Source organism: Streptomyces sp. NPDC051018 (genome assembly GCF_044456085.1).
GTDB lineage: Bacteria > Actinomycetota > Actinomycetes > Streptomycetales > Streptomycetaceae > Streptomyces.
The window spans coordinates 133,292-146,482 of sequence record NZ_JBITFN010000009.1 but is presented as its reverse complement, the minus strand read 5'-3'; the positions used below and the strand labels follow the sequence as shown (position 1 = coordinate 146,482).

Genomic DNA, 13,191 nt, shown 5'->3' with positions numbered 1-13,191 from the left:
CGTCATACGGACACCTCCACCGTGACGCCTTCCCGGGCCGAGCGCCGTGCCGCCTCCAGGACGTCCAGCGCGGCGGCGGCCTCGCCGGCGGTGACCGGAGGGGGCGTCCCGTCGCGCAGCGCACGGACGACGGCCCGGTAGTACGCCGGATAGTCGCCCGGCACGGTCGCGACCGCGAGGCCACCGCCGGTCGCCGGGGACTCTCCGGCACCGATCCTGCCCCGCAGTGACTCGTCCTCCACGCCCCACGCCGTACCGGGCGACGGACGTTTCCCTTCGCGGAGGGCGGCCTCCTGGGGATCGAGCCCGTACTTCACAAAGCCGGCGAGCGAGCCCAGTACCCGCAACCGCGGGCCGAGCTGGGCCGCGACGGCGCTCATGTAGAGATGGGAGCGGACGCCGTTCGCGTGGGTGAGCGCGATGAACGTGTCGTCGTCGGCCCCGGCGCCCGGACGGCGTATGTCCGACTCCGCGTACACCCGTGCCGCCGGGCCGAACAGGGTCAGGGCCTGGTCGACGAGATGGCTCCCGAGGTCGTACAGCAGACCGCCGATCTCCCCGGGATCGCCGGATTCACGCCAGCCGCCCTTGGGCCGGGGCCGCCAGCGTTCGAAGCGGGATTCAAAACGGTGTACGTCACCCAGCTCGCCGTCCTCAAGGACACGGGCGAGGGTGAGGAAGTCGTTGTCCCAGCGGCGGTTCTGGAAGACGGAGAGCAGCAGGCCCCGCTCGGCGGCCCGTGCGGCGAGGGCGCGCGCCTCGGCGGCGGTGGCGGCGAGCGGCTTGTCCACGACGACCGCGAGGCCCGCGTCCAGTGCGGCGTCGGCGAGCGGGACATGCGTCTTGTTGGGGGAGGCGACGACCACGAGGTCCAGCTTCTCCGCCCGGGCCCACAGCTCCCCGGGCCCGTCGGCCAGACGTACGCCCGGGTGCTCGGTGAGGGCCCGCTCCCGCCGCTCGGGATTCGAGGTGACGACCGTGTCGAGGACCAGTCCCTCGGTGGCGGCGATCAGCGGGGCGTGGAAGACGGAGCCCGCGAGGCCGTAGCCGATGAGTCCGACGCGCAAGGGGGTGCCGGTGCCAGTCATGACCCCACTAAAGCAACGGTGTTGTCCCAGGCGCAGGCTGACGCGCGGAGGCGCACGCCGGCGCGGGCAGCTCCAGCAGCCCGACTTCTGAGGACGGCGGCGCGGGGTTGGTCTTTCCACCCTGTCCGCTGTTTGAGGACTGCCCTCGCGGTGGTGACCGTTCGCCTTGCGGTGGTGGGCGGGCAATTCCAGCCCGTCCGGTGTTTGAGGACAGCCCTCGCGGTGGTGACCGCGTCCGCATCCGCGGCCCGGCCCAGTGCTCCGCGGCGGGCCGCGCCAGGGCCCCAGAACCGGAATGCTCATCGGACAATACGCTGAAGGAGCGCACTTGCCCGGTTGTTCTGCCGCCCGACGGACGTGGCGCCCGCCCGTCCGCGTCCGCGCGTGGCAGCGTCTCGCCCGACGCCCCCCGCCTCCCGCAGCAGCCGAGCAGCAAAGGTCATCGATCAACCATGCGACTGCGTCATGCCCTCGTCGTCGGCGTCACCGCGGCCACCGTTCTGGCCGGGGCGTCCGCCGCCGCGTCCGCCGTGCCGGGCGCCCACAGGCCCACCACGACCGGGTCGGGCTTCCCCGGCCCGGGCACCGCCCACGGTTCTCCGGTGAGCGCGCCCTCGGCCGGCGGGGCCGCCCCCGCCGGTACCGTCACCGGTACGGCCACTCGCACGGCCGCCCCCGAGGAGGCCGGTTGCGGCAGCGCGGCCGGCCGGGACTTCCCGATCGACACCCGGATCCACGGGGGCCCGTCCGTGCACTATCCCGGCGGCGGCTTCGAGCACTGGTCCGTGGATCTGACCAACACCACCGACCGGACCTGCGGGGAGATCCATCCGGTCATCGTGTTCGCGGGCCGGGACCGGGGGCTCACGGTGGCCAGGATCATGCTGGAGTACTACGACGAGGGTGTGGCCCGCTGGCGGCCCGCCGAACTGGAGAGCACCTCCGAGGACGAGGTCGTCGCCATCCTGGGCACCCGGAGCGGACCGGCGGCCGGAGGCACCCCGGCGGCCGGGACCCGGCCCGGGCGGCAGGGCGGACCCCAGCGCGACGACCGGTCCGACGGGCAGGCCCGGGACCGTACGGGAGGCAGCGGGTTCACCGTCGAGGGCCGCTCCACCGTCAGCGTCAGGGTCCGCCTCGCGCTCACCGCCGACACCCCGCCCAACCAGGTCACCGTGAACGCGGCCGTCGTCCAGCGCCACGGCGACGACGGCGACTGGGTGGGGGAGTCCCGCGACTACCGCTTCGCCGTCCTCAAGGACTACGGCGCCGGCGCGACCGTCACCCACGACGAACTCGCCACCACCGGCCCCGGCTCCCTTCTCCGCCTCGGAGCCGCCCTCGGCATGGTCCTGGCGGGGGGTGCCGGGCTCGTCGTGCTCTCCCGGCGGCTCCGCGCGGCCCGCGGCTGAGGGACCCCGGCGCGGACCTCCCGCCAGGCGGGGGCAACGCCCTGACCCACTGCCGCCAGCAGCCCGTCCCGCCCCGCCCGGTCCCCGCGCTCACCTTCCTGACTAGGCTGTTGGTGTCGGGGCCACAGGGCCGTGCCTCCGGCGTCCCAGCACACCGCGTACGCATCCGTTCCGTACGCCGCGCACGGCAGGAGTCCCGACTGATGGCAGAGCGCAAACCGATCGAATCCTGGCTCACCGACATGGACGGTGTCCTGATCCACGAGGGTGTGCCGATCCCGGGCGCCGACGCCTTCATCAGGAAGCTCCGGGACACCGGCAAGCCCTTCCTCGTCCTGACCAACAACTCCATCTACACCGCCCGCGATCTGCACGCACGGCTCGCCCGCATGGGTCTGGACGTGCCCGTGCAGAACATCTGGACCTCCGCGCTGGCCACCGCGCAGTTCCTGGACGACCAGCGTCCCGGCGGTACGGCGTATGTCATCGGCGAGGCCGGTCTGACGACCGCGATGCACGACATCGGCTATGTCCTCACCGATCACGACCCCGACTACGTGGTGCTCGGCGAGACCCGTACGTACAGCTTCGAGGCCCTCACCAAGGCGATCCGCCTGATCGACTCCGGCGCCCGGTTCATCTGCACCAACCCGGACGAGACCGGCCCCTCGACGGAGGGGCCGCTGCCCGCCGCCGGGTCGGTCGCCGCGCTGATCACCAAGGCGACCGGCAAGGACCCGTACTTCGCGGGCAAGCCCAATCCGCTGATGATGCGGACCGGGCTGAACGCCATCGGCGCGCACTCCGAGACGAGCGCGATGATCGGCGACCGGATGGACACGGACGTGCTCGCCGGGCTGGAGGCGGGCATGGAGACCTTCCTCGTTCTGACCGGGGTGACCGGACAGGCGGACATCGACCGCTATCCGTTCCGCCCGTCCACGATCGTCGACTCCATCGCCGATCTCGTCGAGCGGATCTGACCGGTCGGCACCGCTCACCGGCCGGCACCTCTCACCGGCCGGGCGGATCCGACCGGTGGGGTGGATCCGATCAGTCGAAGGGATCTGACGGGTCGAAGGGATCCGGTCACCGGATCGCGCCCCCCGCCTCACCCCTACGCCTCGTATCGCGCGCAACCGGCGCACGATACGAGGCGTTTGGCCGCACTGCGGATGCGGAACCGGTACGCGCGCGTGAATCTTTCGGTATCAGGAGGTTCACTATGCGTTCACCATTCCTTACTTTCCGTGCAGTCGGGGTGGCTGTCGGTCTTGCCCTCGGACCCGCGGCCCTGGTCGTGGCACCGGCCGTCACCGCCGCATACGCCCATGATTCCGTCTCCGCCACCGTCGAACCCGCCGAAGCCTCCGCCGGCGAGGAGGTGGTGATCCGGGTGCGGGGGTGCAAGGACACCACCGGTGCCGCCAAGACCAAGGCGTTCGCGGCGGGCGCCGAACTCTTCCCGGACGACGGTGCGAACCGGAGCGGCGGCGGGGGATCCCTGGTCGCGCGCGGCCGGGTCAGTGACGACGCCGTGTCAGGACCCCAGATCGTCAAGGTGATCTGCGACGGGCACGGCCACATCACCAAGACATCGATCAGGGTCGTGGGAGGCCGTTCGGCCCGTGACGGCGGGCCGACGCCCTACGCCCCGGTCCGCGCGGGAGGCGGTGGCACGGCCGCGCTCGCCACCGGGCACGAGGTCGGCGAGGGTACGGGTCCCGGCACCCGGCACGCCGTGGTCGGGCTGGTGCTCGCGGGTGCCGCAGCGGTCACCGTCGCCGTGCGCAGCACGCGCCGCCGACGGCGTCCGGACGCCGACGGGCATGTCCACCACTGACGGCGGCTCCCCGAACGTCGGCAGGCTGGCCACCGGGGTCGCGTCGGCGATACTCCTGCTCGGCCTCTCGCACTGGGGTCCGGACATCGCCGGCGGACCGGGGAGCGACTCCGCGCCCACCATCGGGGATGTCGCGGCGGTCGGCCGCCCGCCCGGGGTGCCGCTGCCGCCCGCGCACACACCGGTGGGGCCCGCCGAGCCCCGGCGTGTGGACGTACCGTCGCTGGGGATCGCCGCTGCCGTGGTCCGGCGGGGCCTGGACGGCACGGGCGCGGTCGATCCGCCGGCGTACGCGACTCCCCGGAAGGTCGGCTGGTTCGGCGGGGGTACGCATCCGGGCGCACCCGGGGCGTCCCTGCTCGTGGGCCATGTGGACACCAGGACCGGGCCTGCCGTCTTCTATGGGCTCAGCTCCGCCCGTACCGGTGAGAAGGTGCGCGTGACCAGGCGCGACGGCTCGGTCGCCGAGTTCACGATCGACGATGTCCAGGTCTTCGACCGGAAGCGCTTCGACGCCCGCAAGGTATACGGGCCGCACCGGCACGGGCGGGCCGAGCTGCGGCTGATCACCTGCGGGGGGACCTTCGACCGGCGGATCGGCGCGTACACGGCCAATGTGGTCGTCTCCGCCTATCTGACGGGGGTGAGCGGGCCAGCCGAGGCCGGGTCCCGGAGGGCGGAGGGGGACGGGGAGTCCCACAGGGCCAAGGGCGAGGCCGGGGCCCGGAAGGTGACGGAGCCGGCCGGGTCCGGAAAGGTGACGGAACCGGCCCGGGCCTCGAAGGTGTAGGAGCCGCGCAGTACGCAGCCGGGCCGTACGGAGCCGAACCGCAGCCGCACGGCCAGGGGCGCGGTCGCCGTACGGAGGGCCACGCGCAGGGCCGGATCGGAGGATCCCACCGGCCGGAGAGACGGGTCCTTCCGCGACCGGGCCCGGCCGACGACCCGCTCCCCCGGGAGCCGCCGGCCGGGCCGGTCCTCAACCGCCAGAGGCGCGGGCCGCGGGAGAAGCCCGCGCCGGTACGGGAGGTCCGGTGGTGGTCGTATCGGGTCCACGCCGGGAACCGGAGGTGCCTCCACGCCGGGGACCGGTGTCGTGTCCGAGCCGGGGCCGGTGGCCGACCCCGCCACTCTAGAACGGTGAACGGGCCCCGCCCAGCGGTGTTTTCGCGGTACGGCGAGAAGTGGCCATCCGCCTTCGCCCCGGCCACGCTCCCCGCCCGCTGTGCCAGGATGAGCGGCGGTCCGGGCGGCCGAGGGGGAGCTGGATGTACGGGAGTCGGTCCCGGCGGACGGGGGCGCGGGCCGGGGTGCTCGGCGCCCTGCTGGCGCTCTCCGCGTGCGCCCCGGGCGAGGGCGGCGGCACCACGGCGGGCCCCGGGCGGCCGCCCGTGGAGACCGTCCCCTACTGGTCCGACCCGGGTGCCAGGGCCTGGCAGCAGGTCCGTGACCATATCGCCGAGGGGGACGACGCGAAGGCCCGGCTGATCCGGCGGATCGCGAGCCGGCCGGTGGCACGGTGGGCGGGCTCGGACGATTCGGCGGCGGACGTCAGGGCGTATACGGATCAGGCCGCGCGGGCGGGCCGGGACGGGCTGCTGGTCCTGTACTACATCCCCCACCGGGACTGCGGGCAGTACTCGGCGGGCGGGGCACCCGACGCAGCCGCGTACCGGGCCTGGGTCGACGGCGTGGCCCGGGCCATCGGCGGCAGACGGGTCACGGTGATCCTGGAGCCCGACGCCGTACCGCATCTGGTGGACGGCTGTCTCCCCCGGGAACTGCGCCAAGAGCGGTACGAGCTGCTCAGGGGAGCGGTCGAGCGGCTGAAGCGGCAGCCGGGGACCACGGTGTATCTGGACGCGGGCCACCCGGGCTGGATCACGCCCGACCGGCTCCGCGAACCGCTTCTGCGGGCCGGTATCGGCAGGGCCGATGGCTTCTCCGCGAATGTGTCCAACTTCCATCCGACCGGAGCCGTGGTGGATTTCGGCCATCGGCTTTCCGCCCTGGTCGGGGGCAAGCACTTCGTCGTCGACACCGGGCGCAACGGCAACGGCGCGCCGACCGCGGGCGACCCCCGTGAGAGCTGGTGCAATCCGCCCGGCCGTGCGCTCGGTGAGCCGCCGACCGTGAAGACGGGCGATCCGCTGGTCGACGCCTATCTGTGGATCAAGCCCCCGGGGGAGTCGGACGGCGAGTGCCGGGGCGGGCCCGGGGCGGGGGAGTGGTGGCCCGAGTACGCCCTCGGTCTTGCCCGCGAGGCCGGGTAGGAGCCCCGCGTCCCGGGCCGGGCAGAAGCCCTGCGTCCCGGGCCGGGCAGGGTCCCCGCGCCCACCCGGGCCGCTCTCTCCGACGGAGCCCCGGCGGGGTCTCGCAGGGTCTCGACAGATCGAGGCCCCTCGCCGGTGAACCGGTGACGAGGGGCCTCGATCGCACGTGCGCCGCCAGGGACTCGAACCCCGGACCCGCTGATTAAGAGTCAGCTGCTCTAACCAACTGAGCTAGCGGCGCGTGCTGACCTGGAGAACTCTACCGGACCGGCGAGCGTGCTCCCGACCATTTATGTGACCGCTCCCGGCCTGTCGGATGGTCGTTTTGTACCTTTTATAGGTCAAACTGCATCGAGTTAGGGCAAATGGGGTGGGTGCGGGTGTCCGTGCTGGAACCCCGGACGATCTTCAGATGGGCGGAGGGGCCTGGAATGACGGTGCCGGTATTCGAGGAGTACGAGCCCGCCGGGGACTGTGACTGCACGGGGTGTGTCCAGCGGCGACGGGCGCTCGCGGCCGGGGGGCACCCGGCGGCCCACGGCTGCCGGCGCGCGCTCGTGCTGTTCACGGCGGCGGGCGTGGTACTCGGCGGGGGCGGGGCGACCGGAGTGGCGGGGGCGGTGGAACACGGCACCGGTCCGGTGGGCCTGGTGGACCGGCCCGGTCCGGGGCCGGGCGCGATTCCGGGCTCCGACCGGGGCACGGGCACCGGCACGGGCCCCAATCGGAGTTCGGGCGCGGGCTCGGACCAGGGCGCGGGCTCGGGCCGGGATCCGGGGCCGGGTTCCGCGTCCGGCGGGGATGCCCGCAGCGGCGCTGCCGGCACCGGCGGCAGTGGGGCAGGCGCCTACGGTACGGGCCCCGGGATCCGGGCCACCCCGGCCGGTACCACCGACCCCGACAACGAACAGGGCGGCAGAGGCGCGCTCCACGGCCGCCCGCTGGCCGGTCCCTCCGCCGCCCCGGCGGCCGTCAGCACGCCGAAGACGACCCGGGCGGAGATCATCAACCGCGCCAAGAAGTGGGTCAACGCCAAGGTCCCGTACAGCATGTCGAAGTACTGGTCGGACGGGTACCGCCAGGACTGCTCGGGCTATATCTCGATGGCGTGGGGCCTGAAGACCAACGAGTGGACGGGCAGCCTGGCGCGGTTCGCCACCCGGATCAGCCGTGACCAGCTCCAGCCCGGTGACATCCTGCTCTTCCACAACCCGGCCAGCCCCACCAAGGGCTCCCACGCCACGATCTTCGGCGGCTGGACCGACTACACCCGCACCTACTACGTGGCGTACGAGCAGACCAAGCCCGCCACCCGCAAGCAGGCCACGCCCATCGCGTACTGGGTCAACTCCAGCAAGTACGTGGCGTACCGCTACAAGGGCGTCACCACCGCGACCACTCCGGGGCCGACCAACCCCGACTCCTATCCGGGCGCGTCCTCCTTCCGGCCGGGCGCGAACAACAAACATGTGACCAGGCTCGGCCAGATGCTGGTGAAGCGCGGTGGCAAGCGCTTCTACTCCCAGGGGCCGGGGCCGCGCTGGGGCGAGGCCGACCGCAAGGCCACCCAGGCGTTCCAGAAGGCCCAGGGCTGGAAGGGCGCCGAGGCCGACGGCTATCCGGGGCCGCACACCTGGAAACTGCTGGTCACCGGGAAGGGCAAGAACATCCCCGCCGCGCAGCCGGCCAAGCCCGCCCCGAAGCCCAAGCCGAAGCCGAAGCCCGTCGCCAAGCCCGGCGCCGAGTCGGGTGTGGTCGCGCCGCCGTTCCCGGGGGCCTCCCACTTCCGGCCCGGGCGGTCCAGCGCGTATGTCACCCAGCTCGGGCAGCAGTTGGTGAAGCGGGGCTTCGGCAAGTACTACAGCACCGGTCCCAGCCCGCGCTGGGGCGAGGCGGACCGGCGCAATGTCGAGGCGTTCCAGCGGGCCCAGGGCTGGCGGGGAGCGGAGGCCGACGGCTATCCGGGGCCGGAGACCTGGAAGCGGCTCTTCGCCAAGTGACCGGTTCTCACCGGCCGGAAGCCGGGCCGGGCCACCGGCCGGACGAGGGATACGGCACCGGCCGGGAGGCCCGGTACAGCCTCGGCCGGACGACCCGGCCGGTCACCCGCCGGACGCCCCGGCCGCTCACCGGCGGGGTGAGGGCCCGTGACCGGCTGCCGACCGGTCGGGTGACAGGTCCCGGGCCCGGCCGTACGACCGGGCGCGCCCTCCGGCGTACGGCCCAGCACCACGGCAGCTTCGACCCATGGGCCGTGACCGCCCGGTAGCGGCTCACGGTCAGCGGCGCACGGGCGCGGGGCCGGTCCGGAACGGCGGCTCCCGGGCAGCAGATCCGGGGCGGCGGCTTTCGGGCCGGCCGCTCCCGGACGGATGCTCCCGGCGGCGAATCCCGGACCGCGGCTCCAGGGCCGCGGCCCAACGGACGGCGGTTCAACGGACGGCGGCCCATGCGCAGTGATCCACGGCAGCTTCGCCCCTCACGGGCAGCTTCGAACCAACAGCGGAGGCGGGAGAAGCCATGAACACCACCACCTCGGAGCCGGAGGGCGGCAGCTCGCCCTCCGACGTACCCCGGCACACCCCGGTCATCGCTCCGGAGGCCACCACCGAAATCCCGGTGCACCTCCTCTTCCGCGACGACTTCCCGGGCGGCCCGTCCCAGCCGATCCCGCTGCGCCCGGCGGTGGTGTCGCGGCGGCTGGGCACGGGCGAGCAGCCGCGCGTCGGGCCGCGCCCGCCGGCCGCCGGGTCCAAGGCGTCCGCCGCCGGCCCGCGTCCGGCGGCGAAGGCACGACCACTGCCCCCCGCCCCGCCCAGGTCCGCGCCGCCCGCCGACCCCGGGATCGCGGAGCGGCCCGGCCCGGCGCTGCCCGGCTGGACCGGGGTCATCGCCGGGGCGTGCGCGATCACCGGGATCGGCGCCGTGCTGTGGGGCGCGGGGGTGCTGCCCGCCGTGGTCACCCGGACGCTGGGGTTCACCCCGTCCCCGTACGACGGTCTCGGTATCGGGCTGTGGTCCCTGATCGCCTTCTGTGTGGTCCTCGCGGTCTTCACCCTCGGCGGTATCGGGCGCGGGCAGGTCGGACACGCCTGGGTGGTCACGCTCTTCGGGGAGTACCGGGGGACGGTACGGCGTACGGGACTGATGTGGATCAGCCCGCTGCTGCTCCGCCGCCGGGTGGATGTGCGGCTGCGGCACTGGCGCAGCCGGCCGATGCCCGCCGTGGACGCGGACGGTACGGCGCTGCGCGTGGTCGTCCTGGTGGTGTGGCGGGTGAAGGACACCGCGAAGGCGGTGCTCGGGGTCAAGGACCACGAGGTGTATCTGACCGAGCAGGTGGAGTCGGCGATGGCGAGGGTCCTCTCGCAGCTGCCCGCCGAGGCCCCGTCCCCGTCCGGCCTCACCTCCGCTCCCGAGGACGCTCCGACGCTGCGGGACGCCGAGGCGGTGGGGGACGCGCTCACCCGGATGCTGTCGGCCGAGTGCGCGCCGGTGGGGATCGAGATCTTCTCGGCGCAGCCGACGGCGATCGAGTACGCGCCGGAGGTCGCCGCCGCGATGCTGCGCCGCCGGGTGGCGGCGATCGACGCCAAGCACCGGGACAGCGTTCTGACCTCGGTGGTGGACGCGGTGGACGACACGGTCACCCGGCTGACCTCGCGCGGGCTGGTCGAACTCGACGACTACGAGCGCAAGGCCCTGGTGAAGGACCTCACGGTGGCCTTCTACACGGGCCGTTCGGGCGGGACGGACGGCTGAGGGCCGTCCCGGGACGGATCCCCTGACCCATCCCTGACCGATCCTCCGGCCGGTCCCGCGACCGGCGGGGGACCGGCGGTGGACCGGCGTCGGCGGGACCGGCGGGGAGCAGCGTGCCGAGGGCTGTCCGGGGTGTCGCCACCATGGAACGGAATGGGTAATTCCGGAGGGCTGGGGAGTTCGGCCGCCCTGTCAAGGGAAGCTTCGGCCTTTGGTCTGGACATGGTGAACTTTGGTCAATACATTGGGAGTTGGTCTAGACCTGAAAATGGCGCAGAAGGAGCGCCCGGGACCACCCCCACGGCATCACGCGCAGATGCACCGAACGACACGCACGCGTGCAGTAAGGCTCATTGAACTCCCCCACGTTCCCTGGAGCGAAGCATGCGCAAAAAGATCACCGCTGCCGCTGTCGGCCTCGTCGTGGCCGGCACCACCGTCATCGCCACGGGCAGCGCGAGCAGCCACGGATACACCGATTCACCGATCAGCCGCCAGAAGCTCTGTGCCAACCGGACGGTGCCGAACTGCGGCGACATCCAGTGGGAGGCCCAGAGCGTCGAGGGTCTGAAGGGCTTCCCGGCCGCGGGTCCCGCCGACGGAGCGATCTGCGCGGGCGGCAACGGCCGCTTCTCGCAGCTCGACGACCCGCGCGGCGGAAACTGGCCCGCGACCCAGGTCAACTCCGGCCAGAACTACACGTTCACCTGGCGCTTCACGGCACGGCATCGCGCCACGGACTTCAAGTACTTCATCACCAAGCCCGGCTGGAACCCCAGCCAGAAGCTCACCAGGGCCGCGCTGGAGTCCCAGCCGTTCCTGACCGTCCCCTACGGCGGTGTCCAGCCGCCGGAGACGCTCTCGCACTCCGGCAAACTCCCCGCCCGCTCGGGCAAGCACGTCATCCTGGCGGTGTGGACCGTTCACGACACCCCGAACGCGTTCTACGCCTGCTCGGACGTTCAGTTCTGACGTAATGTCAGTTACCGTGCGGCTCCATGGGACACCTGGGTACGGCAGGTACACGGACCACCGGTACGGCAACGGTCGCGGAGCTCGTACAGCGCCAGTGGGGTGACCACCGGGTGGGGCTGAGGGACCGGAGCCGGGTCCTCAGCCACCACCAGGTCGCCTCCGGCGCGGCCGCACGGGCCGCGCTCCTCGTGGACCTGGTGCCACGCGGGGCGGAGCCGCATCTCGGGGTGCTGCTCGACAACACCCCGGAGTTCCCCCTGTGGCTCAGCGCGGCGGCCCTGGCCGGGGCCGCCGTCGCCGGCATCAACCCCACCCGGCGCGGGGCGGAACTCGCACGCGACATCCTGCACACCGAATGCCGGGTGCTGGTCACCGAACGCGCCCGCCTTCCCCTGCTCGACGGGCTCGACCTGCCGGGCGTACGGGTGCTGGTGACCGACACCGAGGCGTACGGCGAACTCCTCGCCCCCTACGCGGACGCCGTGCCCGGCGAGGCCGTGCTCGGGCCGGTCGGGCCGGGCAACCGGATGCTGCTCTACTTCACCTCCGGGTCGACCGGCGCGCCCAAGGCGGCGATCTGCACCCAGGGGCGGCTCGCCGCGGCGGGCGCGTCCCTGGCGGGGCACTTCGGGGTGCGCCGGGACGACGTCCACTACATCTGTATGCCGATGTTCCACGGCAACGCCGTCATCGCGGACTGGGCCCCGGCGGTCGCGGCCGGTGCGGGGGTGGCCCTGCGCGCCCGCTTCTCCGCGTCCGGGTTCCTCGACGACGTACGGGAGTTCGGGGCGACGTACTTCACCTATGTGGGCCGGGCGGTGCAGTATCTGCTGGCCACGCCCGAGCGGCCGGACGACCGGGACCATCCGCTGCGGCTCGGCTTCGGCACGGAGGCGGGGGCCGTGGACGCCGCCCGCTTCGAGGCCCGCTTCGGCGCCCGGCTGGTCGAGGGCTACGGCTCCTCGGAGGGCGGCGCGGCGATCCAGCACACGGCCGACACCCCGGCCGGGGCGATCGGCAGGGCGGCCCCGGGCGACGACCTCGCGGTCGTCGACCCCGACACGGGCGAGGAGCGCGCGACGGCGGTGCTCTCCGGGGGCGGACGGCTGCTGAACGGAGCCGAGGCGATAGGGGAGCTGGTCAACCGGGGGCCGAACCCCTTCGAGGGGTACTGGCGCCATCCCGAGGCCGAGGAGGCCCGCAGACGCGGTGGCTGGTACTGGACCGGCGACCTCTTCTTCCGGGACACCCAGGGCTTCCTCTACTTCGCGGGCCGTACCGACGACCGGCTGCGCGTGGACAGTGAGAACCTCGCCGCCGCCGTCGTCGAGAGCATCCTCTCCCGCTGGGGCGAGGCGGCGGCCGTGGCCGTCTACGCGGTTCCCGACCCGGTCGCCGGGGACCAGGTGATGGCCGCGCTCGCCCTCCGGTCCGGCGGTCCCGGCGGCGCCGCCGGGCCGGACGGCTTCGACCCCGCCGCGTTCGCCGCGTTCCTGGCGTCCCAGCCGGACCTGGGGACGAAGATGGCCCCGCGCTTCATCAGGGTCGTACGGGAACTCCCGGTCACCGCCACCAACAAGATCCACCGCGTCGGGCTGCGGCGGGAGGGCTTCCGCTGCGAGGACCCGGTCTGGTGGCGTCCGGCGGGGGAGAGCGCCTACCGGCCGCTGACCGCCGGGGACGTGAGCGCGCTGGAGGCGGAGTACGCGGACCACGGCCGCGAGGACCTGCTGAACCGCTGAGGTCCGGGCCGGTCCTGTATGTGTGCGGTCCTCAGCCCCTGGCCCGGAGACCGGCCCGCGCCCCCGGTCCGGAAGCCCTCGTACAGCGCGCGGGGA

10 protein-coding genes and 1 tRNA gene are annotated in these 13,191 nt (G+C 73.4%); 9 read left to right on the top strand and 2 right to left on the bottom strand.

The features are described 5' to 3' along the window. Nucleotides 1-2: 2 nt before the first annotated feature. Nucleotides 3-1,088: a Gfo/Idh/MocA family oxidoreductase gene (locus ACIBCM_RS17665; RefSeq protein ID WP_399244103.1), complete on the bottom strand. Its 1,086-nt coding sequence runs from the start codon at nucleotides 1,086-1,088 to the stop codon at nucleotides 3-5. A gap of 452 nt (nucleotides 1,089-1,540) precedes the next feature. Between ACIBCM_RS17665 and ACIBCM_RS17660 the strand changes: the two genes are divergently transcribed. From ACIBCM_RS17660 to ACIBCM_RS17640, 5 genes are all read left to right on the top strand, one after another. Next, nucleotides 1,541-2,500, top strand: a complete 960-nt coding sequence (locus tag ACIBCM_RS17660) for a hypothetical protein (protein WP_399244102.1) — start codon at nucleotides 1,541-1,543, stop codon at nucleotides 2,498-2,500. 203 nt (nucleotides 2,501-2,703) lie between these two features. Continuing rightward, a complete protein-coding gene (locus ACIBCM_RS17655; protein WP_399244100.1) occupies nucleotides 2,704-3,483 on the top strand; it encodes an HAD-IIA family hydrolase in 780 nt (259 codons plus the stop codon). A 278-nt stretch (nucleotides 3,484-3,761) separates the two neighbouring features. Then, nucleotides 3,762-4,343 carry a hypothetical protein gene (locus ACIBCM_RS17650; protein WP_399244098.1) on the top strand — a complete coding sequence of 194 codons (582 nt, stop codon included), beginning with the start codon at nucleotides 3,762-3,764 and terminating at the stop codon, nucleotides 4,341-4,343. Next, nucleotides 4,330-5,133 carry a class F sortase gene (locus ACIBCM_RS17645; RefSeq protein WP_399244096.1) on the top strand — a complete coding sequence of 268 codons (804 nt, stop codon included), beginning with the start codon at nucleotides 4,330-4,332 and terminating at the stop codon, nucleotides 5,131-5,133. The genes ACIBCM_RS17650 and ACIBCM_RS17645 overlap by 14 nt, the downstream gene beginning before the upstream one ends. 478 nt (nucleotides 5,134-5,611) lie before the next feature. Continuing rightward, entirely contained in the window at nucleotides 5,612-6,616 is a 1,005-nt protein-coding gene (locus tag ACIBCM_RS17640) for a glycoside hydrolase family 6 protein (RefSeq protein WP_399244093.1), read from the top strand. A 167-nt stretch (nucleotides 6,617-6,783) separates the two neighbouring features. On the opposite strand, the gene ACIBCM_RS17635 is transcribed toward ACIBCM_RS17640, so the two are convergent. Further along, a tRNA-Lys gene (locus tag ACIBCM_RS17635) sits at nucleotides 6,784-6,857 on the bottom strand. Between the two features lie 190 nt (nucleotides 6,858-7,047). Between ACIBCM_RS17635 and ACIBCM_RS17630 the strand changes: the two genes are divergently transcribed. From ACIBCM_RS17630 to ACIBCM_RS17615, 4 genes are all read left to right on the top strand, one after another. Beyond that, nucleotides 7,048-8,616 (top strand): peptidoglycan-binding protein, encoded by a 1,569-nt coding sequence (locus ACIBCM_RS17630; protein ID WP_399244091.1) that lies wholly within the window; start codon nucleotides 7,048-7,050, stop codon nucleotides 8,614-8,616. Nucleotides 8,617-9,136: 520 nt separating this feature from the next. Beyond that, nucleotides 9,137-10,378: an SPFH domain-containing protein gene (locus tag ACIBCM_RS17625; RefSeq protein WP_399244088.1), complete on the top strand. Its 1,242-nt coding sequence runs from the start codon at nucleotides 9,137-9,139 to the stop codon at nucleotides 10,376-10,378. Between the two features lie 384 nt (nucleotides 10,379-10,762). Beyond that, complete coding sequence (locus ACIBCM_RS17620; RefSeq protein ID WP_399244086.1) at nucleotides 10,763-11,350, top strand: lytic polysaccharide monooxygenase; 588 nt, start codon at nucleotides 10,763-10,765, stop codon at nucleotides 11,348-11,350. A 26-nt stretch (nucleotides 11,351-11,376) separates the two neighbouring features. After that, the gene (locus ACIBCM_RS17615) at nucleotides 11,377-13,095 is read left to right on the top strand and encodes an AMP-binding protein (RefSeq protein ID WP_399244083.1); all 1,719 of its coding nucleotides are present in this window, start codon (nucleotides 11,377-11,379) and stop codon (nucleotides 13,093-13,095) included. Nucleotides 13,096-13,191 lie beyond the last annotated feature (96 nt).

Bases quoted from the DNA above. Each gene is read 5' to 3' on its own strand.
- ACIBCM_RS17655 (WP_399244100.1), top strand. From the start codon at position 2,704: ATGGCAGAGCGCAAACCGATCGAATCCTGGCTCACCGACATGGACGGT.
- ACIBCM_RS17625 (WP_399244088.1), top strand. From the start codon at position 9,137: ATGAACACCACCACCTCGGAGCCGGAGGGCGGCAGCTCGCCCTCCGAC.
- ACIBCM_RS17645 (WP_399244096.1), top strand. From the start codon at position 4,330: ATGTCCACCACTGACGGCGGCTCCCCGAACGTCGGCAGGCTGGCCACC.
- ACIBCM_RS17630 (WP_399244091.1), top strand. From the start codon at position 7,048: ATGACGGTGCCGGTATTCGAGGAGTACGAGCCCGCCGGGGACTGTGAC.
- ACIBCM_RS17665 (WP_399244103.1), bottom strand. From the start codon at position 1,088: ATGACTGGCACCGGCACCCCCTTGCGCGTCGGACTCATCGGCTACGGC.
- ACIBCM_RS17660 (WP_399244102.1), top strand. From the start codon at position 1,541: ATGCGACTGCGTCATGCCCTCGTCGTCGGCGTCACCGCGGCCACCGTT.
- ACIBCM_RS17620 (WP_399244086.1), top strand. From the start codon at position 10,763: ATGCGCAAAAAGATCACCGCTGCCGCTGTCGGCCTCGTCGTGGCCGGC.
- ACIBCM_RS17615 (WP_399244083.1), top strand. From the start codon at position 11,377: ATGGGACACCTGGGTACGGCAGGTACACGGACCACCGGTACGGCAACG.
- ACIBCM_RS17640 (WP_399244093.1), top strand. From the start codon at position 5,612: ATGTACGGGAGTCGGTCCCGGCGGACGGGGGCGCGGGCCGGGGTGCTC.